The organism is Pseudoalteromonas fuliginea (assembly GCF_000690055.1).
GTDB classification, from domain to species: Bacteria; Pseudomonadota; Gammaproteobacteria; order Enterobacterales; family Alteromonadaceae; genus Pseudoalteromonas; species Pseudoalteromonas fuliginea.
Genome location: NZ_JJNZ01000131.1, coordinates 1 through 443, shown reverse-complemented (window position 1 = coordinate 443; position 443 = coordinate 1). Strand labels below are relative to the sequence as shown.

General features: G+C 40.6%; 1 protein-coding gene. It reads right to left on the bottom strand.

Translation table 11 applies throughout. The annotated features are described in order from the left end of the window. On the bottom strand, window positions 1-443 hold a 443-nt coding region (locus DC53_RS00440; protein WP_033032333.1), incomplete at both ends, for an IS3 family transposase.

Genomic DNA, 443 nt, shown 5'->3' with positions numbered 1-443 from the left:
CCATGTTAGGGCGTTCATTATTATAAGTCCATAACCAATCGGTTGCTTTATCTTGTAACTCACTAATATCACTGTAAATATAATGACTTAGCCAGTCATACCTAACCGTGCGATTAAACCGCTCTACATAAGCATTTTGTTGCGGGTTACCTGGTTGAATAAATCGTAATTCAATATTATTATTTAACGCCCACTCTGCTAATTTATGGCTAATATATTCAGGCCCATTGTCACACCTGATAGCTTTTGGCTTACCACGCCATTCTATAATTTGATTGAGTGAGCGGATAACACGCTCAGCGGGGAGTGATAAGTCAGCATCTATTGTGAGTCCTTCGCGATTGAAATCATCAATCACATTGAACAAGCGACACGCTCTGCCGTCCGATAATTGGTCGTGCATAAAATCCATTGACCAACATTCGTTAATGGCCTCAGGGACA